This window comes from Streptomyces sp. NPDC003456 (assembly GCF_042878735.1).
Lineage (GTDB): Bacteria > Actinomycetota > Actinomycetes > Streptomycetales > Streptomycetaceae > Streptomyces.
The window spans coordinates 188075-208533 of sequence record NZ_JBIAOK010000008.1; the positions used below are offsets into that span (position 1 = coordinate 188075).

The 20459-nt window shown below is 72.7% G+C and carries 19 protein-coding genes; 7 read left to right on the top strand and 12 right to left on the bottom strand.

Features of this window, described 5'->3' with window-relative positions; all coding sequences use genetic code 11:
- Nucleotides 1-18: 18 nt before the first annotated feature.
- The 4 genes from ACFYWG_RS30400 to argH all read right to left on the bottom strand — a co-directional run bounded on the left by ACFYWG_RS30400 (nucleotide 19) and on the right by argH (nucleotide 4731).
- On the bottom strand, nucleotides 19-1548 hold the full coding sequence (locus ACFYWG_RS30400) for an MFS transporter (RefSeq protein ID WP_389204256.1): 1530 nt from the start codon (nucleotides 1546-1548) through the stop codon (nucleotides 19-21).
- Complete coding sequence (locus tag ACFYWG_RS30405) at nucleotides 1545-2096, bottom strand: TetR/AcrR family transcriptional regulator (RefSeq protein ID WP_383502057.1); 552 nt, start codon at nucleotides 2094-2096, stop codon at nucleotides 1545-1547. Before ACFYWG_RS30405 ends, ACFYWG_RS30400 begins: the two co-directional genes overlap by 4 nt.
- A gap of 90 nt (nucleotides 2097-2186) precedes the next feature.
- Nucleotides 2187-3158 (bottom strand): aldo/keto reductase, encoded by a 972-nt coding sequence (locus ACFYWG_RS30410; RefSeq protein ID WP_389204257.1) that lies wholly within the window; start codon nucleotides 3156-3158, stop codon nucleotides 2187-2189.
- 136 nt (nucleotides 3159-3294) lie between these two features.
- Nucleotides 3295-4731, bottom strand: coding sequence for an argininosuccinate lyase (gene argH / locus ACFYWG_RS30415; RefSeq protein ID WP_389204258.1), 1437 nt, complete (start codon nucleotides 4729-4731; stop codon nucleotides 3295-3297).
- Between the two features lie 320 nt (nucleotides 4732-5051).
- Between argH and ACFYWG_RS30420 the strand changes: the two genes are divergently transcribed.
- The 6 genes from ACFYWG_RS30420 to ACFYWG_RS30445 all read left to right on the top strand — a co-directional run bounded on the left by ACFYWG_RS30420 (nucleotide 5052) and on the right by ACFYWG_RS30445 (nucleotide 10806).
- Entirely contained in the window at nucleotides 5052-5939 is an 888-nt protein-coding gene (locus ACFYWG_RS30420; RefSeq protein ID WP_389204259.1) for a hypothetical protein, read from the top strand.
- A gap of 142 nt (nucleotides 5940-6081) precedes the next feature.
- A complete protein-coding gene (locus tag ACFYWG_RS30425; RefSeq protein ID WP_383502045.1) occupies nucleotides 6082-6669 on the top strand; it encodes a pyridoxamine 5'-phosphate oxidase family protein in 588 nt (195 codons plus the stop codon).
- A gap of 3 nt (nucleotides 6670-6672) precedes the next feature.
- Nucleotides 6673-7371 (top strand): L,D-transpeptidase, encoded by a 699-nt coding sequence (locus tag ACFYWG_RS30430; protein WP_385417341.1) that lies wholly within the window; start codon nucleotides 6673-6675, stop codon nucleotides 7369-7371.
- Nucleotides 7372-7498: 127 nt separating this feature from the next.
- Complete coding sequence (locus ACFYWG_RS30435) at nucleotides 7499-8881, top strand: ferric reductase-like transmembrane domain-containing protein (protein WP_383502039.1); 1383 nt, start codon at nucleotides 7499-7501, stop codon at nucleotides 8879-8881.
- Between the two features lie 40 nt (nucleotides 8882-8921).
- Nucleotides 8922-10010 (top strand): FMN-binding protein, encoded by a 1089-nt coding sequence (locus tag ACFYWG_RS30440; RefSeq protein ID WP_385417335.1) that lies wholly within the window; start codon nucleotides 8922-8924, stop codon nucleotides 10008-10010.
- A 4-nt stretch (nucleotides 10011-10014) separates the two neighbouring features.
- Complete coding sequence (locus tag ACFYWG_RS30445; protein ID WP_376332651.1) at nucleotides 10015-10806, top strand: FAD:protein FMN transferase; 792 nt, start codon at nucleotides 10015-10017, stop codon at nucleotides 10804-10806.
- Between the two features lie 164 nt (nucleotides 10807-10970).
- Here the strand turns inward: ACFYWG_RS30445 and ACFYWG_RS30450 are convergent, their stop codons facing one another.
- The 6 genes from ACFYWG_RS30450 to ACFYWG_RS30475 form a co-directional block, all read right to left on the bottom strand.
- A complete protein-coding gene (locus ACFYWG_RS30450; protein ID WP_376332649.1) occupies nucleotides 10971-11516 on the bottom strand; it encodes an arginine repressor in 546 nt (181 codons plus the stop codon).
- Between the two features lie 7 nt (nucleotides 11517-11523).
- Nucleotides 11524-12723, bottom strand: coding sequence for an acetylornithine transaminase (locus tag ACFYWG_RS30455; protein WP_383502033.1), 1200 nt, complete (start codon nucleotides 12721-12723; stop codon nucleotides 11524-11526).
- A complete protein-coding gene (gene argB / locus ACFYWG_RS30460) occupies nucleotides 12720-13640 on the bottom strand; it encodes an acetylglutamate kinase (RefSeq protein ID WP_389204260.1) in 921 nt (306 codons plus the stop codon). Before argB ends, ACFYWG_RS30455 begins: the two co-directional genes overlap by 4 nt.
- Entirely contained in the window at nucleotides 13637-14788 is a 1152-nt protein-coding gene (gene argJ / locus ACFYWG_RS30465) for a bifunctional glutamate N-acetyltransferase/amino-acid acetyltransferase ArgJ (protein ID WP_389204261.1), read from the bottom strand. The genes argB and argJ overlap by 4 nt, the downstream gene beginning before the upstream one ends.
- Nucleotides 14785-15813, bottom strand: a complete 1029-nt coding sequence (gene argC / locus ACFYWG_RS30470) for an N-acetyl-gamma-glutamyl-phosphate reductase (protein WP_376332641.1) — start codon at nucleotides 15811-15813, stop codon at nucleotides 14785-14787. The genes argJ and argC overlap by 4 nt, the downstream gene beginning before the upstream one ends.
- Nucleotides 15814-16223: 410 nt before the next feature.
- Complete coding sequence (locus ACFYWG_RS30475) at nucleotides 16224-18707, bottom strand: alpha-L-arabinofuranosidase C-terminal domain-containing protein (protein WP_389204262.1); 2484 nt, start codon at nucleotides 18705-18707, stop codon at nucleotides 16224-16226.
- 131 nt (nucleotides 18708-18838) lie between these two features.
- Here ACFYWG_RS30475 and ACFYWG_RS30480 point away from each other — a divergent pair, with 131 nt between their 5' ends.
- Nucleotides 18839-19279 carry a DUF6314 family protein gene (locus ACFYWG_RS30480; protein ID WP_383502023.1) on the top strand — a complete coding sequence of 147 codons (441 nt, stop codon included), beginning with the start codon at nucleotides 18839-18841 and terminating at the stop codon, nucleotides 19277-19279.
- Here the strand turns inward: ACFYWG_RS30480 and ACFYWG_RS30485 are convergent.
- On the bottom strand, nucleotides 19261-19854 hold the full coding sequence (locus tag ACFYWG_RS30485; protein WP_389204263.1) for a histidine phosphatase family protein: 594 nt from the start codon (nucleotides 19852-19854) through the stop codon (nucleotides 19261-19263). The two genes, ACFYWG_RS30480 and ACFYWG_RS30485, sit on opposite strands and share 19 nt — an antisense overlap.
- 157 nt (nucleotides 19855-20011) lie before the next feature.
- Nucleotides 20012-20452, bottom strand: a complete 441-nt coding sequence (locus ACFYWG_RS30490) for a GNAT family N-acetyltransferase (RefSeq protein WP_389204264.1) — start codon at nucleotides 20450-20452, stop codon at nucleotides 20012-20014.
- Between the last annotated feature and the right edge of the window lie 7 nt (nucleotides 20453-20459).

Below are 20459 nucleotides of genomic sequence, written 5' to 3' on the forward strand. Positions count from 1 at the left end.
CTCAGGGGCGGTCGGGGGTCAGGGATGGGTCGGGGTCGATTCCAGGCGCTGGTGGCGCAGCAGGAACCACGCCGCCACCGCCGCCGCCAGCAGGACCGCCGCGCCGACGCCCGCCGCGAGGGCCAGTCCGTCGACGAAGGACGTGCGGGCCGCGTCCAGCATCACGGCGGCATCGCGGGGCGGCATGTGCGTCGCCGCCTCCACCGCGCCGCCCAGTGACTCGTGCGCCGCGTCCGGCGTGCCGGCCGGACCGGTGAAGTCGTGGTAGACGCCCGTCACGATCGAGCCGAGCGCGGCGATGCCCAGCGCGGCGCCGAGTTCGTACGCCGTCTCGGACACGGCCGACGCGGCACCGGCCTCCTCCTTGGGCACGCTGGAGAGGATCACGTCGGCGGTGACGGTGAACGAGAAGCCGGCGCCGACCCCGACCACCAGCAGGGCGCTGCCGAGCAGCGGGTAGCCGGTGGACTGGTCGATCACGGTCAGGGCGGCCAGCGCCAGGCCGATCGCCGCCAGCCCGCCGGAGACGACGGACCGGACGGAGAAGCGGCGCGCCGCACGCCCGGCGATCAGCCCGGCCACCACCGCTCCGACGGCGGCGGGCAGTTCGGCCAGGCCGGCCTCCAGCGGGCGCCTGCCCTGCACCAGTTGCAGGTACTGCGACAGGAAGAACACCAGCCCGGACAGGCCGAGGATGGTCAGCAGGTCGGCCAGGACGGCCCCGCTGAAGCCGCGCTTGCGGAACAGCCGCATGTCCAGCAGCGGCGCCGGGAGCCTGAGCTGGCGGCGGACGAACCCGTAGAGGGCGGCCGCGCCCAGCAGGCACGCGGCCAGGGGGCTCCAGGCGAAGCCGTGCGTCGCGGTCTCCTTGACGGCGTACACCACGCCGATCATGCCGACCAGCGACAGCACGACGCTGACCAGGTCCCAGGGTCCGGGGTTCTCCGTGCGCGACTCGGGCAGCAGCTTGATGCCGACGAGGACCAGGACGGCCATCACGGGCAGGTTGATCAGGAAGACCGAGCCCCACCAGAAGTGCTCCAGCAGGAACCCGCCGACGATCGGGCCGACGGCCGTGCCCGCCGAGGCGGTGGCGCCCCAGATGCCGACGGCGAGGCTGCGCTCGCGGGGGTCGTGGAAGAGGTTGCGGATCAGGGCGAGCGTGGCCGGCATCAGCGTCGCACCGGCGACCCCGAGCAGCGCCCGGGCGACGATCATCATCTCGGGCGTGGTGGCGTAGGCGTTGAGGACGGATATCGCCCCGAACGCCGTGGCACCCACGAGCAGGATCCGCTTGCGCCCGATCCGGTCGCCGAGGCTGCCCATCGAGACGAGCAGGCCGGCGATGACGAACGAGTAGACGTCGCCGATCCACAGCAGCTGCGTGCCGGAGGGCTCGAGGTCCTCGCTGATGTAGGGGGTCGCGAGACCGAGGACGGTCGCGTCGACGGCCACCAGCAGTACGGCGAGCACGAGGACGCCGAGCGCGAGCCACCGGCCCGGGCGCTTCGCCGCCTCCGTCTCGGCCGCCTGCAGGGTGCTGGTCATGATTCCTCTCTTCTGACGGCGCCGCCGAGCAGCAGCTCGACGATCATGTGCTGGAAGTCCTTGGGGGCGCCCTTGCCGCTCTGCACCAGCCAGGCGCCGGAGGCCAGCAGGCCGTAGAGCGCCTCGGTGAGCCAGGCGGGCGTGAGGTCGATGCGGAACTCGCCGCTGCGCTGGCCGCGCCGGAACAGGGCGGAGATCCGGTCGTCGATCTCGGTCCAGCCCGCGTTCTGCTCCTCGCCCTCGAACAGCTGGTTCTCGGTGTAGAGGAAGGCGAGCAGTCCGGCGGCCGGTTCGATGGCGCCGACCAGCCGGCGCACGGCCTCGCTCGCCGTGCCCTCGTCCAGCCGGGCCGCTCGCAGCGCGGCCTCGCACTCGGCGATGCCGAGCGACTCCAGGGCGCGGACCAGGGCGTCCCGCCCGGCGAAGTGCCGGTGCAGGGTGGCCCGGCTGATCCCGGCGGCCCTGGCGACCTCGTCCATGGTCGCGGTGGATTTGCGCGTCAGCAGGGCCGCGGCGGAGCGCAGCACGTGGTCGGGATCGACAGCCATGAGACAACCATACACCGAATGAGACATCAATGTCTCATTGTGGGCGTGGGTGACTCAGGGCGGTGCGGTTCCGTCAGCCGGACGGGGTCGTCAGTGCCAGGGCAGCTGTCCGCGCCGCGTCCAGTACGCCCGCGGTTCCTCGGCCAGGCCGGCGAGGCGCTCCAGCTGGTCGTCGTCGAGGTCGACGACCGCCGCGTGCAGGTTGGAGGCCAGCTGGGCGGTGGTGGCCGCGCCGGACAGGACGACACCGGCCCAGGGCTGCCGCAGGACCAGCGCCAGCGCGACCGCGTCGCAGCCCAGCCCGCTCCGGCCGGCGATCTCCTTGAGGACCGCCGGCGCCTGCTCCTCCGCGAGGCGGCCGTTGGCCATGCCCTCCTTGACGATCACGGTGAGTCCGGCGGCGTGCGCCTCGGCGAGGGCGGGGCCTGCGGAGGTCTCCAGCGCGTTGTAGGTGGACTGGACCGTACGGAACAGGGGCTCGCCGTCGACCGTCACGGCGAGGGCGGCCCGGACGGCGTCGGCCTGGGCGGGCCCGCTGGTGGAGAACCCGACGGTGAGGCCCTGGGCCGCGGCCTCCGCGAGCCGGGCGTGCAGTTCCTTGTCGGTGAGGGCCGGGCTGTCCGGGGTCACCGAGTGGATCTGGTAGAGGTCGAGCCGGTCGCCGAGCAGGGCGTCGCTCTCGGCGCGCTGCCGTTCGTAGTTCGCGAGGGTGTGGTCCTTGACCTCGTGCTGCTCGGCGTCGGTGGACCAGTCGGCGGTGTAGGTGTAGCCCCACTTGCTGCCGATGACGACGTCGTCGACGCCCGGCCTGGCCGCGAGCCAGCCGGCCAGGAACTCCTCCGAGCGGCCGTAGGAGCGGGCGGCGTCGAAGTAGCGGACGCCCTGGGCGTAGGCGGCGTCGAGGAGTTCGTGGGTGCGGGTGCGCAGCGCTTCCGCGCTGCGGTCGGCTCCGAGGTCCCGGTCCCGGCCGAGGTTGATGTAGCCGGGGCGCCCGACGGCGGCGAGGCCGAGGCCGATGTGGCAGGTGGGGGTCGTTGCGGTGGCCAGGCGGGCAAAGGGCATCGCGGGGCTCCGTTCGGTCGGCGGCGACGTCCGACCAACGTAACTCCCGCGACGGCCTTCGCCGCCGAGCACGCGGCTCCCTGCGATGCGCCGGCCACGGGCCGGGGTGCGGCTGCTCGCGCGGTTCCCGGTGCCGCTACCGGGCGCCGCCCTTGGCCGCCGCCCACGCGTGCTGGGCCGCCACGTCCGCCTTCACCTCTCCCAGCTGGACCGCCACCGCGCTCGGGGCCGTACCGCCCCTGCCGTCGCGGGAGGCGAGGGCGCCCGGGACGTCGAGGACGGTGCGGACCTCGGGGGTCAGGTGGGCGGAGATCTTCGCGAACTGCTCGTCCGTCAGTTCGTCCAGCTCCTTGCCCTCCGCCTCGGCGGCCTTGACGCACTCGCCGGCCACCTCGTGCGCCACGCGGAACGGGACGCCCTGCTTGACGAGCCACTCGGCGATGTCCGTGGCGAGGGAGAAGCCCGCCGGGGCGAGTTCCTCCATGCGCTCGCGGTGCACGGTGAGGGTGGCCATCATGCCGGTGAAGGCCGGCAGCAGGACCTCCAGCTGGTCGATGGAGTCGAAGACCGGCTCCTTGTCCTCCTGGAGGTCGCGGTTGTAGGCGAGCGGGAGGGCCTTGAGCGTGGCCATCAGGCCGGTCAGATTGCCGATCAGGCGGCCGGACTTGCCGCGCGCCAGCTCCGCGATGTCCGGGTTCTTCTTCTGCGGCATGATCGACGAGCCCGTGGAGAAGGCGTCGTGCAGGGTCACGAAGGAGAACTCCTTCGTGTTCCAGATGATGACCTCCTCGGCGATCCGGGAGAGGTTGACCCCGATCATCGCCGTGATGAAGGCGAACTCGGCCACGAAGTCCCGTGAGGCGGTCCCGTCGATGGAGTTGCCGGCGGAGCCGTGCTCGAACCCGAGGTCCTTCGCCACCGCTTCCGGGTCCAGCCCCAGGGAGGAACCGGCCAGGGCGCCCGAGCCGTACGGCGACACGGCCGTACGGGCGTCCCACTGGCGCAGGCGCTCGGCGTCCCGGGAGAGGGACTGCACGTGCGCGAGGACGTGGTGGGCGAAGAGGACCGGCTGGGCGTGCTGGAGGTGGGTGCGGCCGGGCATCGCCACGTCGGGGTGGACCTCGGCCAGGCCGATCAGCGCGTCCTGCAGTTCGGCGATCAGACCGCCGATGACACGGGCGTGGTCGCGCAGGTACATGCGGAACAGGGTCGCGACCTGGTCGTTGCGGGAGCGGCCGGCGCGCAGTTTGCCGCCGAGGTCGGCGCCGAGGCGCTCCAGCAGGCCGCGCTCCAGGGCGGTGTGGACGTCCTCGTCGGCGATCGTGCCGACGAACGCGCCGGAGGCGACGTCCGCTTCCAGCCGGTCGAGCCCGGCGAGCATGCGCTCCAGCTCGTCCTCGGTGAGCAGGCCCGCCGTGTGCAGCACGCGGGCGTGGGCACGCGAGCCGGCGATGTCGTAGGGCGCGAGCCGCCAGTCGAAGTGGACGGACGCGGACAGCTTCGCCAGGGCCTCGGCGGGGCCGTCGGCGAAACGGCCGCCCCAGAGCCGGACATCACCGCTGTTGCTGCTCACCTGCTGCGCTCCTCATTGGATGTCGATGTGCCGCCGCTCCCCCGGTTCCGGGGAGGCGGGTCAGCACGCTACTGCGTGCACGAGGTCCCGCCGGTCTCCGCGAGCCGGGGCGGGTGCGCCGCGGACCACGATCCGTATGCATGAGTATGCAGGGCACTGCATGATTCGTCAATCCAGCTCGGGGCGGGACCGGGCGGATCCGGCCGTCCGGGGAATCCGAGGATCCCTTGAACGCGAGAAACCGCTTACCCGTATCTCTCGCCGGACGCAGGCGCCGCGTCTCCCACACCGACGACACCGACCCCTAGTGAGGCACCCCCATGTCCAGGGCTCTTCCGAAGTACGACAAGCGTCGCGTCGCGTTCATCGGCGGCGCCGCCGCGGTGGCGCTGTCCGGCACGGTGATCGCCGGGTTCGCCCTCGCCGGGGAGACGTCCGGGAGCAAGGCGGACTCCGCCCGGACACTGGCCGGCCCGGGGACGATCACCTGCCCGGACGTGCGCTCCCAGCTGCCCGCCGTCCCCGCCTCCGCCCGAGCCGAGGTCGACCGCAACCTCACCCTGCTCGACACCCAGCTCCGCGAAGCCAACACCCGCCTGGCCAGTAGCGTCGGACAGGGCGGACCCGACTTCGTCCGGAACGCCATCCTCGGCCCCCTGAAGGACAAGCGCGTCGCCACCGTCAACCGCATCGCCACCGCCATCGGCCGCACCGCCGCCAAGCCCCAGGGCCTCGACACCCTGGCCGCCTGCACGCTGAACGGCGCGGGCACCGGCGGAGGCAACGGCCAGGCAGGCAAGCCGCAGGCGGGCGGCGGCACGGGGAACGCGGGCAACGCCGGCAACGGGGGCAATGCGAACAACGGCGGGAACGCCGGCAACGGCGGCAATGCCAACAACGGCGGGAACGGGGGCGCAGGGACGATCACCTGCCCGGACGTGCGCTCCCAGCTGCCCGCCGTCCCCGCCTCCGCCCGAGCCGAGGTCGACCGCAACCTCACCCTGCTCGACACCCAGCTCCGCGAAGCCAACACCCGCCTGGCCAGTAGCGTCGGACAGGGCGGACCCGACTTCGTCCGGAACGCCATCCTCGGCCCCCTGAAGGACAAGCGCGTCGCCACCGTCAACCGCATCGCCACCGCCATCGGCCGCACCGCCGCCAAGCCCCAGGGCCTCGACACCCTGGCCGCCTGCACGCTCACCAAGTGAGGTGACAGGCGCCGTGGCCGCCCCGTGGGAGCGCCGGCCGGGGCGGCCACGGTCGGGGGATTCCGCGGGTCCGGCGGAGGCGGGCGACCGGAGCCCGCAATTCCTCGGACGGTCGAAACAACGTCGCCCATAATGGCTGGACATGGGAAAGACACACGCGTGCATAGACGGCCGGCTCCGCTCGTTCATCGAGGCGCAGCCGGTCTTCTTCACCGCCACCGCTCCCCTGTCCGCCGACGGCACGGTCAACCTCTCCCCGAAGGGACTCAAGGGCTCGTTCGCGGTACTGGACGAGCACACCGTGGCCTACCTCGACTTCGCCGGTTCCAATGCCGAGACCATCGCCCACCTGCGGGAGAACGGACGGATCACCCTGATGTGGTGCGCCTTCCAGGGCCCGCCGAACATCGTCCGGGTGCACGGCCGGGGCGAGCCCGTCTTCCGCGACGACCCCCGTTTCGGGGAACTGCTCGCCCGCTTCCCGGACATCGACCCCGCACCGCACGGGCTGCGGGCGATCATCGTCGTCACCGCCGAACTCGTCCGCGACACCTGCGGCTACGCCGTGCCCTTCATGGCGTACGAGGAGGACCGGGATCTGCACGGCAAGCGGTTCGCCCGTGAGGACGACGCCTCGCTCGACGCCTACTTCACCAAGAAGGAGTACATCGCCACGAGCCTGGACGGACTTCCCGGGCTGCCGCTCCCGCTGCCGCCCTCTACGGTCTGAGGCATGCGCCCCGGTGCCGTCGCCCTCGCCGTCTCCTCCCTCCTCGCCCTCGGCGCCGGGCCGCCCGCCCCCGCTCCGCTGCCGGCCCGGATGGCGGACACCGGCGGCGGCACCCAGCTGGTCACCGCCGTGGCCCGGGGCACGCACGCGACGACGGGCACCGTCACCTGGTGGGACCGGGCCGCGAGCGGACGCTGGGTGCGGGCCGGGTCCGCACCCGCGCGCTTCGGGGCGAACGGCCTCACGGCGGGCGCCTCGCGCAAGCAGGGCACGAACACCACCCCGACCGGGCTGTACGGACTGCCCTACGCGTTCGGCATCGAGGCGGCCCCGCGCGGCACGCGGTACCCCTACCGGCGGGTCCGCCAGGACTCCTGGTGGTGCCAGGACAACGGTTCCCGCTCCTACAACCGCTGGACCGAGCCCCGCCCGGCCGACTGCCGGGCCGCCGAGTCGGAACACCTCGTCACCTACCGCACGCAGTACGCCCACGCGCTCGTCGTCGGCTTCAACTACGACCGTCCGGTGCGGGGCCGCGGCGCGGGCATCTTCCTGCACGTCCACGGGCGCGGGGCGACGGCCGGCTGCGTGTCCGTGCCGAAGGACGCGATGCGCCGGATCCTGCTCTGGGCCGACCCGGCGCGGCGCCCGCACATCGCCGTGGGGACGGTGAGCGGGCCGACGGCCGTCACCCGTCTGTGACGGTCCGGCGGCCGCGCGGGAGTTACCCGCGGTCACAGCGGTGCGCACACGACTCCGGGCGCGGCTGAACACTCCCGTGCCCCCGCACGTATCTGTGGGCCAAGGGTCAAGTCCCCACGGAGGAACCGTGACCACCACGCTCGCAGGCGGACGTGCCGCCCGCCGCCAGACGATGCGCCGCATCCGCCCGCGCCGCTCCCCGGCCGTCCCGCTGCTGATCGCCCTGTGGGCCGGTGCGGCGGCCGTGCTGTGGCTGTGGTGGGACAACACGCCGTCCCTCGCCGACACGACGAGCAAGATCCTGGCCGCGGGCCGTATCACCGGTCTGCTCGCCGGCTACCTCATGGCGCTGGTGGTGCTCCAGATGGCCCGGGTGCCCGCGCTGGAGCGCCGGGTGGGGACGGACCGGGTCGCGCGCTGGCACGCCATGACCGGCCGCTACACGCTCTGCCTCGTCCTCGCCCACGTCTTCCTCATCATGTGGGGCTACGCCCTGCAGGCGGGCAAGGGACTCGGCGACATCGTCCAGCAGACGACCGACTCCATCAACCAGCTGCCCGACATGGGCAAGGCCGCCATCGGCACGGGTCTGCTGTTCCTCATCGGGATCCTGTCCATCGGCGGCGTGCGCCGGGTGATCGGCTACGACACCTGGTACCACGTGCATCTGCTGACCTACGCCGCCGTGTACCTGACGTTCTGGCACCAGATCACCACCGGCAACGAGTTCGCCGTCGAACCCACCGCGAAGACCTTCTGGTACGGCCTGTACGGGGCCGTGACCGCCCTGGTCGTCTGGTACCGGATCCTCACGCCGATCCGGCTGAACCTGCGGCACCGGATGCGCGTCGAGGCGGTCATCGAGGAGACCCCGGGGATCGTGTCCGTGCTGATCGGCGGGCGCAGGCTGCACCGGATGGGCGCGGAGGCCGGGCAGTTCTTCCGCTGGCGGTTCATGGCGCCGGGGATGCGGTTCAGTTCGCACCCGTACTCGCTGTCGGCGGCGCCCCGCCCGGACATGCTGCGGATCACCGTCAAGGCGATCGGCGACCACACCGAGCGGCTGCGGGACCTGACGCCCGGCACCCGGGTGTGGGCGGAGGGCCCCTACGGTGCCATGACCGCGCAGCGCCGCAGCCGCGGCAAGGTGCTGCTGGTCGCGGGCGGGGTGGGGATCACGCCGATGCGGGCCCTGTTCGAGACGCTGCCGGGAGCGTCCGGCGACATCACCCTGCTCTACCGGGCCAACAGCACCCAGGACCTGGCCCTGTGGGGCGAGCTGGCCGCGATCGCCGACGAGCGCGGCGCGCGGCTGATGTACGCGGTCAACAGCCCGGACGGGGAGCGCCCCGACATCTCCGCCGAGTCCCTCCAGCGCAAGATCCCGGACATCGGCGACCACGACGTCTTCATGTGCGGGCCGCCCGGCTTCGCGCAGTCGGTCTACGAGGCACTGCGCGGTGCGGGAGTCCCCGCCCGCCGTATCCATCACGAGTCGTTCGAGATGTGAGCGACGGGACACCAACAGCCCTTCAGGAGTTTGGGAAACCATGAGGAAGAGTCACCCGGTCCGGCGTGCCGTGCTCGCCGGCGCAGCCACCGTCTCCGGGATCGTGCTGCTGCTGTCCCTCAAGCCGGCCACCGACCCGGGTGCCGCCCAGGCGGCGGGCGGGCAGGTCCCCCCGGCCGCAGCCGGGCAGGCGCCGCAGGGCGGGGTGAACGGCGCGGTCACCGGTGACGCGGCGCAGACGCAGTACGGCGCGGTGCAGGTCCGCCTGACCATGAGCAACGGCAAGATCACGCAGGCGGAGGCGGTGCAGGCGCCCGAGGGCGGGCGCAGCGGCCAGATCACCGCGAGCTCGGTGCCGCGCCTGAACCAGGCGGCGGTGGCCGCGCAGAGCGCCGACATCGACGCCGTGTCCGGGGCGACCTACACCAGCGCCGGGTACAAGAAGTCCCTCCAGTCCGCCCTCGACAAGGCGAAGGCACAGGGCGGCGCGGCACAGGGCTCGGGGCAGGGCTCGGGGCAGGCGCGGACGGTCACCGGCGACGCCGCGCGGACGGAGTACGGACCGGTGCAGGTCCGGATCACCGTCGCCGGCGGGAAGATCACCAAGGCGGAGGCGGTGCAGGCGCCCAAGGGCGGCCGCAGCGACCAGATCACCTCCTCCTCCGTCCCCCGCCTCAACCAGGCCGCCGTCGCCACCGGCAGCGCCGACATCGACGCCGTCTCCGGAGCCACCTACACCAGCGCCGGGTACAAGAAGTCCCTCCAGTCCGCCCTCGACAAGGCGAAGGCGCAGGGCGGCGCGGGCGGTGGCGGTGGCGGTGGCCAGGCCGCGGGATCGGGGGGCGGCCGGGCGCAGACGCAGGTCCTCACCGGGAGCGCGGCGCAGACGGAGTACGGGCCGGTGCAGGTCCGGATCACCGTCGCGGGCGGGAAGATCACCAAGGCCGAGGCGGTGCAGGCACCGAAGGGCGGCCGCAGCGACCAGATCACCTCCTCCTCCGTCCCCCGCCTCAACCAGGCCGCCGTCGCCACCGGCAGCGCCGACATCGACTCCGTCTCCGGAGCCACCTACACCAGCGCCGGGTACAAGAAGTCCCTCCAGTCGGCGCTGGACCAGGCCGGTGGCTGACACCATGGCCGGCTCCGCTCACGCTCCCGCCGCGGTGCGTCATGCCGAGGAGACGATGGGGACCGTCTTCTCCTTCGACGTCCGCGGCGGGGAACCGGCCGCCGTGCGCGCGGCCCTGGACGAGGCGGTCGCCGGGCTGCACCGGGTCGACGAGGTGTTCAGCACCTACCGCGAGGACAGCCAGGTCTCCCGGCTGCGGCGCGGCGAGGTGACGGTCGGGGACTGCGCCCCGGAGGTCGCGGAGGTGCTCGCCCTGGCCGCCGAGGCGGAGCGGCTGAGCGACGGCTGGTTCAGCACGACCTACGAGGGCCGCCTCGATCCGACCGGCATCGTGAAGGGCTGGGCCGTGGAACGCGCGGCGCGGCGGCTGGCCGAGGTGCCCGGGGTCTGCGGGGTGAACCTGAACGGCGGCGGGGACGTGCAGCTCCTCGGTACGCCGGGGGCCCAGCGGCCCTGGCGGGTGGGGGTGGCCGACCCGCTGCGGCCGGGCGGTCTGGCGGCGGTCGTCTCGGCCGCCGGGGCCGACGAGCTGTCCGTGGCCACGTCGGGTACGGCGGAGCGGGGCGCGCACATCGTCGATCCGCGCACGGGCCGCTCGGCGGTGACCGACCTGGTCGCCGTGACGGTGGTGGCCCCGCGGCTGACCTGGGCGGACTGCTGGGCGACGGCGGCCTTCGCGATGGGCTCGCGCGAGGGCCTGGCCTGGCTGGAGTCCCTGCCGGACGTGGAGGCGCTGCTGATCACGGCCGGGGACGAGGTGCGGTGTACCGGGGGGTTGGCGGCGAGGCTGGGGTGAGCCGGTGCCGGGGGCGGGTGGGTCCGCAGCCCGGCGGAACGGGGTGCCGCCCTCGGTGGGACGGGAGCCGCCCCCAGCGGCACGCATGCCCTCGGCCCAGCCGACCCGGGGGCGCGGGGAACTGCGCGATCAGCCACAGCCCGCCCGCACCCGAACGACGACCCTCAGTGCCCGTTCTGGGCCAGGTTCAGCAGATGGTCGGCCAGGGCCTGCCCGCCCGCCGGCTCCCTGCTGATCAGCAGCAGCGTGTCGTCGCCGGCGATCGTGCCCAGGATGTCGTGCAGCTCGGCCTGGTCGATGGCCGACGCCAGGAACTGGGCGGCCCCCGGAGGGGTGCGCAGGACCACGAGGTTCGCCGACGCCTCCGCGGAGATCAGCAGCTCCTGCGAGAGCCGCCGCATCCGCTCCTCCTTCGCCGAACCGCCCAGCGGCGCCCGCGGCGTGCGGAAGCCGCCCTCGCTGGGCACCGCGTAGATCAGGTCGCCGTCGGTGTTGCGGATCTTCACCGCGTTCAGCTCGTCCAGGTCGCGGCTGAGGGTCGCCTGCGTGACGGTCAGGCCGTCGTCGGCGAGCAGCTTCGCCAGCTGGCTCTGCGAGCGGACCGGCTGCCGGTTGAGGATGTCCACGATCCGGCGGTGGCGTGCGGTGCGGGTCTGCGGGACGGCGGGCCCGTTCGCCCCCGGCTGCTCGTGGTCCTGCGCCTGGCTCATCGTCGTCTCATTCCCCGGTTCGTCCGTCCCCGCTGGCTGTGTCCAGGATGCCGGGCAGTGCTCCGAGGAACGCGTCCGCCTCGTCGTCGCGGAGGTTGAGCGGCGGCATCAGCCGGACGACGTCGGGGGCGGGCACGTTCACCAGGAATCCGGCCTCCTGAGCCGCCTGGCGCACCTGGGGCGCGAGCGGCTCGGTGAGCACGATACCCAGGAGCAGCCCCGAGCCCCGGACGAAGTCGATCAACGGGTGGCCCAGGCCCTCGATTCCGTCCCGCAACCGCTCGCCCTGCCGCTTGACGTTCTCCAGCAGGCCCTCGTTCTCGATGGTGTCGATCACGGCGAGCCCGGCCGCGCAGGCCACCGGGTTGCCGCCGAAGGTCGTCCCGTGCTGGCCGGGCCGCAACAGGTCGGCGGCCCGGCCGAAGGCGACGGTCGCACCGAGCGGCAGTCCGCCGCCGAGCTGCTTGGCGAGGGTGACGACGTCGGGCAGGACGCCCTCATGGGCCTGGTACTCGAACCAGTGCCCGGTGCGGCCGATGCCGGTCTGCACCTCGTCCAGGACCAGGAGCGCCCCGGTCGCGGCGGTGATGGCCCGGGCGGCCTTGAGGTAACCGGCGGGCGGGACGACGACACCCAGCTCGCCCTGGATCGGCTCCAGGACGACCAGTGCGGTCTCCTCGGTGACCGCCGCGGCCAGCGCCTGCGCGTCGCCGAACGGCACGTGCGTGACGTCCCCGGGCAGCGGCAGGAACGGCTCCCGCTTGCCCTGCTGGCCGGTCAGCGCCAGGGCGCCCATGGTCCGCCCGTGGAAGGCGCCCTCGGTGGCCACGACGTGGGTCCGCCCGGTCAGGCGGCCGATCTTGAAGGCGGCCTCGTTGGCCTCGGCCCCGGAGTTGCAGAAGAAGACCCTGCCGTCCCGGCCGAACAGGCGCAGCAGCCGCTCGGCGAGGGCGACGGTGGGTTCGGCCATGAAGAAGTTGGAGATGTGGCCGAGGGAGCCGATCTGCCGGCCGACCGCCTCGACGACCGCCGGGTGGGCGTGGCCGAGGGCGTTGGTGGCGATGCCGCCGACGAAGTCGAGGTACGCGTGGCCGTCGGCGTCCCAGACCCGGGTGCCCTCGCCGCGTGCCAGGGGCAGCAGCGGGGTGCCGTAGTTGTTCATGAGTGCGCCCTGCCAGCGCTGGGCGTACTCCTGCTGGGCGGTCATACGGCGTCCCCCTTCGGCTCGTCGGGCACGACCATCGTGCCGATGCCCTCGTCGGTGAAGATCTCCAGCAGGATCGAGTGCGGGACGCGGCCGTCGATGACGCGGGCGGTGGTGACGCCGTTGCGTACGGCGTGCAGGCAGCCCTCCATCTTCGGCACCATCCCGGAGGACAGGTCCGGCAGCAGGCGTTCCAGTTCGGAGGCGGTGAGGCGGCTGATCACCTCGTCGCTGCGGGGCCAGTCCTCGTAGAGTCCTTCGACGTCCGTGAGGACCATGAGGGTTTCGGCGCCCAGTGCAGCAGCGAGTGCCGCAGCCGCCGTATCAGCATTGACGTTGTAGACATGTCCCGCATCACTGTCGTCCTGGGAACGGGCGATCGAGGAGACGACCGGGATGCGGCCGTCGGCGAGCAGGGCCTCGATGGCGCCCGTGTCGATCGCGGTGATCTCGCCGACCCGCCCGATGTCGACCGACTCGCCGTCGATCCGGGGCTGGTGCTTGGTGGCGCTGATGGTGTGGGCGTCCTCGCCGGTCAGGCCGACGGCGAGCGGCCCGTGCCGGTTGAGCAGGCCGACCAGCTCGCGCTGCACCTGCCCGGCCAGCACCATGCGTACGACGTCCATGGCGTCCTCGGTGGTCACCCGCAGTCCGGCCTTGAACTCGCTGACGATGCCGTGCCGGTCGAGTGCGGCGCTGATCTGCGGTCCGCCGCCGTGCACGACGACGGGCTTGAGGCCGGCGTGGTGCAGGAAGACGACGTCCTGGGCGAAGGCGGCCTTGAGGTCCTCGTCCACCATGGCGTTGCCGCCGAACTTGATTACGACCGTCTTGCCGTTGTGCCGGACCAGCCAGGGCAGGGCCTCGATGAGGATCTGCGCCTTGGGCAGCGCGGTGTGCTTGCGCGTCGGTGTGCTCATGAGCTGTAGGCGCTGTTCTCGTGGACGTAGTCGGCGGTGAGGTCGTTGGTCCAGATGGTGGCGGTCTCGGACCCGGCGGCGAGGTCGGCGACGATGTGCACCTCGCGGTAGCGCATGTCCACCTTCTCGCGGTCCTCGCCGACGCCGCCGTTCTTGCACACCCAGACGCCGTTGATGGCGACGTTCAGCTGGTCCGGCTCGAAGGCGGCCTTCGTCGTGCCGATCGCCGAGAGCACGCGGCCCCAGTTGGGGTCCTCGCCGTGGATGGCGCACTTGAGGAGGTTGTTGCGGGCGATGGAGCGGCCGACCTCGACGGCGTCGTCCTCGCTGGCCGCGTTGATCACCTCCACCTTGATGTCCTTGCTGGCGCCCTCGGCGTCCCGGATGAGCTGCTGCCCGAGGTCGTCGCAGACCTGCCGTACGGCTTCGGCGAACTCGTCCTGGGCGGGGGTCACTCCGGCCGCTCCCGAGGCGAGCAGGAGCACGGTGTCGTTGGTGGACATGCAGCCGTCGGAGTCGACCCGGTCGAAGGTCGTGCGGGTGGCGGCGCGCAGCGCCTCGTCCAGCCCGGTGTCGTCGACGGCGGCGTCGGTGGTGAGGACGACGAGCATCGTGGCGAGGCCGGGGGCGAGCATGCCCGCGCCCTTGGCCATGCCGCCGACGGTCCAGCCGTCCCGGGTGACGACGGCCGTCTTGTGGACGGTGTCGGTGGTCTTGATGGCGATGGCGGCCTTCTCGCCGCCGTGCTCGGAGAGCTGGGCGGCGGCCGTCTCGACGCCCGGGAGCAGCTTGTCCATGGGCAGCAGCACGCCGATGAGGCCGGTGGAGCAGACGGCGACCTCGATGGCGCCGCGGCCGAGGACCTCGGCGGCCTTCTCGGCGGTGGCGTGGGTGTCCTGGAAGCCCTTGGGGCCGGTGCAGGCGTTGGCACCGCCGGAGTTGAGGACGACGGCGGAGACCTGGCCGCTCTTGAGCACCTGCTCGGACCACAGGACCGGCGCGGCCTTCACGCGGTTGGAGGTGAAGACGCCGGCGGCGGCACGGCGGGGCCCGTTGTTGACCACGAGGGCCAGGTCCGGGTTGCCGTTCTCCTTGATCCCGGCGGCGATGCCCGCCGCCGTGAATCCCTTGGCTGCCGTGACGCTCACGGTGCGACTCCGATCGTGGAAAGCCCGGTGGTCTCGTCGAGACCCAGGGCGATGTTCATGCTCTGGACGGCACCGCCCGCGGTGCCCTTGGTGAGGTTGTCGATGGCGCTGATCACGATGATCCGCCCGGCGGCCTCGTCGTGTGCGACCTGCACCTGAACGGCGTTGGAACCGTGGACGGACGCCGTGGCGGGCCACTGCCCCGCGGGCAGCAGGTGCACGAACGGCTCGTCGGCGTAGGCCTTGGCGTACACGGCGCGCAGCGATTCCTCCGTGACCCCGTCGGCGGCCTTGGCGCTGCACGTGGCGAGGATGCCGCGGGGCATCGGCGCGAGGGTCGGGGTGAAGGACACGGTGACCGGCTGCCCGGCGGCCGCGCTGAGGTTCTGGGTGATCTCGGGGGTGTGCCGGTGCCCCCCGCCGACCCCGTACGGGGACATCGAGCCCATGACCTCGCTGCCCAGCAGGTGCGGCTTGGGCGCCTTGCCCGCGCCGGACGTGCCGGACGCGGCGACGATCACCGCCTCGGGCCCGGCGAGCCCGGCGGCGTACGCTGGGAAGAGGGCCAGGGAGACGGCGGTCGGGTAGCAACCGGGTACCGCGATGCGCTTGGACCCCTCCAGCGCGAGGCGGGCACCCGGAAGTTCGGGAAGGCCGTAGGGCCAGGTTCCGGCGTGCGGGGAGCCGTAGAACGTCTCCCAGGCGGCGGCGTCGGTGAGCCGGAAGTCGGCGCCCATGTCGACGACCAGCACGTCGGGGCCGAGTTGCTCGGCGACGGCCGCGGACTGCCCGTGGGGCAGCGCCAGGAAGACGACGTCGTGACCGGCGAGCACCTGCGGAGCGGTCTCCTGGAGCACCCGGTCGGCCAGGGGCAGCAGGTGCGGCTGGAGCGCACCGAGCCTCTGCCCGGCGTTGGAGTTGCCGGTCAGGGCGCCGATCTCGACCTCGGGATGTGCCAACAGCAGACGCAGCAGTTCCCCGCCCGCGTACCCACTCGCCCCGGCCACTGCCGCTCGTACCGTCATGGCACCTCCTCCTCAGGGGGCATGACTATACGTTTCGCCGCAGGTTTATGCAATCCTGTTCCGCGGCCCTCGCCGATCCTGCCCCTCGGCGGCGATGCGTACGCTCCGGCCATGGGCAATGTCTTCCGGGCCGGCGATGACGCGATGTGGCCGAGCTGGACCGGGGTGCGACCCCGCACGAACCGGGCGCCGCCGGGGAATGCGTCCGGGTGCCGAGCGGGCTGCCCCACCGGGAGGGCTGCGTCCTGTGCCACCGGAGCGGACCGGCCTGAGACGGACGGGCCTGCGACCGACCGGCCTGAGGCGGACCGCCTGGCGGCCGTGCGGCCGCCGGCCGGGACGGAGAGCGTCCCGGCCGGCGGCTGACGGTGCGGCGTGGCCGTCGGCGCGGGGGCGCGGCCACGGCTCGCTCATCTCCGTCCGATCCTCAGGAACGTCACGGAGTTCGCCGGGAAGGTGTAGGTGAACCGGTCCGCCACGCCCCGGAAGGTGGACGTCACCGGGGCCACCGGCGTGTCCGTCTCCGTGTTCACCGCCTCCTGGCCGGCGGCCAGGGTGGTCACGCGGGCCGTCGAGGCGACCCGGGCGCCGCCGAGGTCGACGGCCGTGCGGGCCTCGGCCGGCCGGGCGTTGACGACCTTCACGATCAGGTCGCCGGTCCGGTCGTCGCGGGTCACCACCTGGCGGAACGGCTCGGCCGGCCTGTCGTCGGTGAAGCGGCCCCACTCCTCGCCGTCGAGGAACAGCGTGACCTGGCGGCCGCGCACCTGGATGTCGATGTCGTAGGCGCGGCCCGTCTCGATCGACCCGGGCTGGGTCAGCAGGGTGCTCTTGCCGCCGTCCACGGACTGCTCGACGGCCGACCGGGTGTTGTTCCAGCCGCCCAGGTTCCACCAGTAGTGGTTGCCGGTGTCCTGGACGCCGAAGGCGATCAGGAAGCCCTCCTGGCCGGACTTCTTGGTGGCGCGCACGTGCAGGTCGTAGTCCTTCCAGGCCGGGTCGCCCGCCGTGACCATCGTGTTCTCGGCCGCCGCGTCGGTCTGGACGTACTGGCCGTCCCGGACGCTCCAGCTGCCGGTGCCGTTGTGCCTCCACCGCGAGGCGTCACCGGAGAAGTCCTCGTCCAGCAGGACCGCGCCGTCGGCCGCGGTGACCTTCACGTCGTCGTACGCGGCGCTGGTCGCCCAGGTGGACAGGCCGACGGCACCGCTGATCGGGCCGCTGACGCCCGGCGTGGTCGTGGCCTTCGACGGCACCACCCGGTCGCCGGTGTTGCTCATGAACAGCTTCTGGACCTCGTAGTTCGCCGAGTTCCAGGAGGCCCGATTGTTGAACCAGATCATGTCGGGGCGCCACTGCACGTAGTCCTCGTTGGCGAGCAGCGGGGCGTAGGAGGCGAGCTTGACGACGTCCGCGTTGCGTTCCAGGCCGGTCATGTAGGCCGCTTCGGCCAGGCCGTTCTTCCAGGCGTTGCCCTGGGAGGCGTACTCGCCGAGGAAGACCGCGGGGCCGTTCCTGTCGTAGGAGTCGTAGCGGTCGTTGTGCTGCAGGAACCAGGCCGGGCTGTTGTAGTAGTGCTCGTCGACCATGTCGACCCCGCCCTCGCGGTTGAGCTGCCAGGCGGTGTCGAAGACCGTGCCGGCGTCGTCCGGGCCGGAGTTGGAGATGACCGTGATGCCGGGGTGCTTCGCCTCGATGGCGGCCCGGAACCTCTCGAAGCGGGCGAAGAACTCGCGCGGGAGGTTCTCCTCGTTGCCGACGCCGATGTGGGTCAGGCGGAACGGCTCGGGGTGGCCCATCGTCGCGCGGACCCTGCCCCACGTCGAGGTCGCCGGGCCGTTGGCGAACTCGATGAGGTCGAGGGTGTCCTGGATGTGCCGCCGCAGCAGGGCGTCGTCGTCGACGGCCTGATTCTGGCCGCAGCCGGTGACCAGGGCCGGGACGACGGGCAGCGGCATGGCGCCGATGTCCTCGGAGAAGCGGAAGTACTCGTAGTAGCCGAGGCCGTAGCTCTGGTTGTAGCCCCAGAAGTTGGCGTTGGTGGCGCGCTCCTCGACGGGCCCCACGGTGTCCTTCCACTGGTAGCTGCGCCTGCGCTGCCAGCCGCTCGCCTCGCTGTAGTCCTCCATGGAACCGGTGTTGACCAGGCAGCCGCCGGGGAAGCGCACGAAGCCCGGCTTCAGGGCGGCGATCTTCTCGGCGAGGTCCTTGCGCAGGCCGTTGGCCTGGTTCCGGTAGGTCTCGCGCGGGAACAGCGACACCATGTCGAGCGCGGCGGCGTTCGAGGCGGCGACGGCGAGGCGGCCGCGGCTGCTGGTGCGGGTCGCCGTGAAGGCGGCCCGGTACTTCGCCCAGCCGCCCCTGACGGCGACCTGGCGGGCGGTGGCCAGGCTCCCCGCGGCGTCCTTCAGCGAGACGGTGAGCGTGCTGCCGCCCCCGGCGCGGGCCCACACCGAGAAGTCGTACTTCTTGCCCTGCTCGACCCGGATGCCGGTGTTGTAGCCCGTGTTGGCGACGGAGGAGCCGGCGCCCAGGGAGAGGTAGGTGCGGTTGCGCTCGTTGAGCCGTCCCGAGTCGTCCGCGGCTTCGGCCGTGCCGGCGACCGTCCAGGAGGTCAGGGGCGTGTACGAGCCGTTGTCGGCGGTGGAGTACTCGAAGGACCGGTTCTGCACCAGCTCCGCGTACAGGCCGCCGTCGGCGGCGCGGTTGATGTCCTCGAAGAAGACGCCGTACATCGTGTCGTCGATGGTCGCGCCCCGGGCGGAGGGGTCGACGGTGATCGCGTAGTCGGTGACGTCCTCGGCGTGCGCCGGGGCCGGCACGAGGGCTGCTGCCGTCAGGAGGGCGGTGGCCGTGAGGCCCGCTCTCCCTCGCGTGCGGGCGGTGCGTGGCATGGATACTCCGCGACTCGGTGGGGGGTTCGAGATATCGGACGCTGATCAGCACTTCGAACGGCAAGATAGGGAGGGGGCTGGAGCGCGTCAATGGGTCGCGCAGCACGGGACGGGACGGAGAGCGGTCAGGGATGGGCGAGTTCTGGCCGGTGCCGGACGCACTGGCGTATCTGGCCGGGCGGTGGCGGGTGTCGCGGACCGTGCGCGATCTCGCGAGCGGCGCGGAAGGGGAGTTCGCCGGGACCACCGCGTTCGGCGCCCTGGAGGGGGGCGGGCTGCTGCACCACGAGTCCGGCACCTTCACCTGGCACGGCGTCACCCGGCCCGCGGAGCGGACGCTGCGGTTCCTGCCGGGTCCGCACGGCACGGCGGACGTCCGGTTCGCGGACGGGCGGCCCTTCCACGACCTCGACCTGAGGCCGGGGCGGCACCTCGCCGACCATCCCTGTTCGGCCGACCTCTACCGCGGCGAGTTCACCGTCCGCGACGCGGACCACTGGCACACCGTGTGGCGGGTGCGCGGCCCCGCCAAGGACCTCGTCCTGCGCACCGACTACGCGCGCGAGCGCTGAGCGGAGGCCCCGTCGAACCGCAGGTGCCAGTGACCCGCCCGGCCCGTCACGGACGTCGTCGACAGCGGCCGGACGTCGATGTTCCAGTAGGTCGAGGGCGGCGCCTTCAGCACGTACACCAGGGCGGCCCGGATCACGGACGGCTCGGCGACCGCCACCACCCGGCAGCCGTCCTCCACCGGCCGGGTGTCGAGCCAGCCGCCGATCCGGGAGACGAAGTCGACCAGGGACTCCCCGCCGTGCGGTGCGGTCCGCGGATCGGTGAGCCACGCGTCCACCGCCTCCGGCTCCCGGGCCATCGCCTCGCCCAGGGTGAGCCCGCGCCAGCGGCCCATGTCGCAGTCGCGCAGGCCCAGCTGGACGAGCGGCGCGTAGCCGAGCCCCTCACCCGTCGCCCGGCTGCGCGGGGCCGGTGAGCAGTAGCGCAGGTCGGCCGCGGCGAGCGGCAGCAGCTGCGGGGCCACCCGCTCCACCTCGCCCCAGCCGGCCTGGTCCAGCGGCCGGTCGTCCTCGAAGCGCTCGGCCGGCGGCAGGGAGCTGCGCGCGGCGGCGACGAACGTGACCCGAAGTGACATGCGGCGATCGTGAGCGCAGCAAGTGCGCAGGTCAAGAGGTGTTGTCCGCCAGTTACCGAGGGTACATCGACGTTCACGAAGCGCCGCCCCTCACTCCGTCACCGGACACGCCTTGGGCGGCCCCGACCCCGCGAAGGGCGTGACGGGCTGAAGGCCGTCACCGGCTGAGGACGAGCGCCATCCAGTGCTCGGGCCGCTCCAGCGGCGCGAAGCCGTGCCGGGCGTACACCTCGTGGGCGTCGTGCGTGGCGAGCAGCACCCGCCGCACGCCGAACTCTTGCGCCTGCGCGCGCACGGCACCCACCAGCGCGCCGCCGATGCCCTTGCCGCGCACCGACGGGTCGACGTACACGTCGCAGAGCCAGGCGAAGGTCGCCCGGTCGGTGACGACCCGGGCGTAGGCGAGCTGCTCCCCCGACGCCGTGTCGAAGACGCCGAAGTTGAGCGAGCCCTCGATCGCGCGGTCCTGCTGGTCACGCGGGCGGCCCAGTGCCCAGTACGCGTCGGTGGACAGCCACCGGTGCACCCGCTCACGGTCGACGCGGGCGGGGTCGGTGGAGATCTCGTAGCCCTCGGGCAGGGGCGCGGTGGCGTTCATGGCGCGA

Excerpts from the sequence above, each read along its gene's own strand:
- ACFYWG_RS30400 (WP_389204256.1), bottom strand. The coding sequence starts at position 1,548 with ATGACCAGCACCCTGCAGGCGGCCGAGACGGAGGCGGCGAAGCGCCCG.
- ACFYWG_RS30405 (WP_383502057.1), bottom strand. The coding sequence starts at position 2,096 with ATGGCTGTCGATCCCGACCACGTGCTGCGCTCCGCCGCGGCCCTGCTG.
- ACFYWG_RS30410 (WP_389204257.1), bottom strand. The coding sequence starts at position 3,158 with ATGCCCTTTGCCCGCCTGGCCACCGCAACGACCCCCACCTGCCACATC.
- ACFYWG_RS30420 (WP_389204259.1), top strand. The coding sequence starts at position 5,052 with ATGTCCAGGGCTCTTCCGAAGTACGACAAGCGTCGCGTCGCGTTCATC.
- ACFYWG_RS30425 (WP_383502045.1), top strand. The coding sequence starts at position 6,082 with ATGGGAAAGACACACGCGTGCATAGACGGCCGGCTCCGCTCGTTCATC.
- ACFYWG_RS30430 (WP_385417341.1), top strand. The coding sequence starts at position 6,673 with ATGCGCCCCGGTGCCGTCGCCCTCGCCGTCTCCTCCCTCCTCGCCCTC.
- ACFYWG_RS30440 (WP_385417335.1), top strand. The coding sequence starts at position 8,922 with ATGAGGAAGAGTCACCCGGTCCGGCGTGCCGTGCTCGCCGGCGCAGCC.
- ACFYWG_RS30445 (WP_376332651.1), top strand. The coding sequence starts at position 10,015 with ATGGCCGGCTCCGCTCACGCTCCCGCCGCGGTGCGTCATGCCGAGGAG.
- ACFYWG_RS30450 (WP_376332649.1), bottom strand. The coding sequence starts at position 11,516 with ATGAGCCAGGCGCAGGACCACGAGCAGCCGGGGGCGAACGGGCCCGCC.
- ACFYWG_RS30455 (WP_383502033.1), bottom strand. The coding sequence starts at position 12,723 with ATGACCGCCCAGCAGGAGTACGCCCAGCGCTGGCAGGGCGCACTCATG.
- argB (WP_389204260.1), bottom strand. The coding sequence starts at position 13,640 with ATGAGCACACCGACGCGCAAGCACACCGCGCTGCCCAAGGCGCAGATC.
- argC (WP_376332641.1), bottom strand. The coding sequence starts at position 15,813 with ATGACGGTACGAGCGGCAGTGGCCGGGGCGAGTGGGTACGCGGGCGGG.
- ACFYWG_RS30475 (WP_389204262.1), bottom strand. The coding sequence starts at position 18,707 with ATGCCACGCACCGCCCGCACGCGAGGGAGAGCGGGCCTCACGGCCACC.
- ACFYWG_RS30480 (WP_383502023.1), top strand. The coding sequence starts at position 18,839 with ATGGGCGAGTTCTGGCCGGTGCCGGACGCACTGGCGTATCTGGCCGGG.
- ACFYWG_RS30485 (WP_389204263.1), bottom strand. The coding sequence starts at position 19,854 with ATGTCACTTCGGGTCACGTTCGTCGCCGCCGCGCGCAGCTCCCTGCCG.
- ACFYWG_RS30490 (WP_389204264.1), bottom strand. The coding sequence starts at position 20,452 with ATGAACGCCACCGCGCCCCTGCCCGAGGGCTACGAGATCTCCACCGAC.